Origin of the sequence: Ensifer sp. ENS02, from assembly GCF_014851885.1 — a bacterium.
GTDB lineage: Bacteria > Pseudomonadota > Alphaproteobacteria > Rhizobiales > Rhizobiaceae > Ensifer > Ensifer adhaerens.
Map to the genome: position 1 here is coordinate 1 of NZ_JACVAO010000111.1, position 250 is coordinate 250.

Below are 250 nucleotides of genomic sequence, written 5' to 3' on the forward strand. Positions count from 1 at the left end.
TTCTGGCGGGGTGGCTGCACCCGTTCCCATTCCGAACACGGCCGTGAAACGCCCCAGCGCCGATGGTACTTCGTCTTAAGACGCGGGAGAGTAGGTCGCTGCCAGGTCTGCAAAGCGCAAGATAAAATCCGGAAATCTTCTCGACACAAAACTCGGCCAAGCCGAAACGCAAGGGCCGCCACCAAGCGGCCTTTTTGCGTAGGTAAAATCGAAACACACAACGGGATTTTGCTTCGCAAAACCCGGACCG

General features: G+C 56.8%; 1 rRNA gene. It reads left to right on the plus strand.

Features of this window, described 5'->3' with window-relative positions:
- Positions 1–107, plus strand: a 5S ribosomal RNA gene (rrf, locus tag IB262_RS35670); the annotation flags it as partial.
- Positions 108–250: the final 143 nt, after the last annotated feature.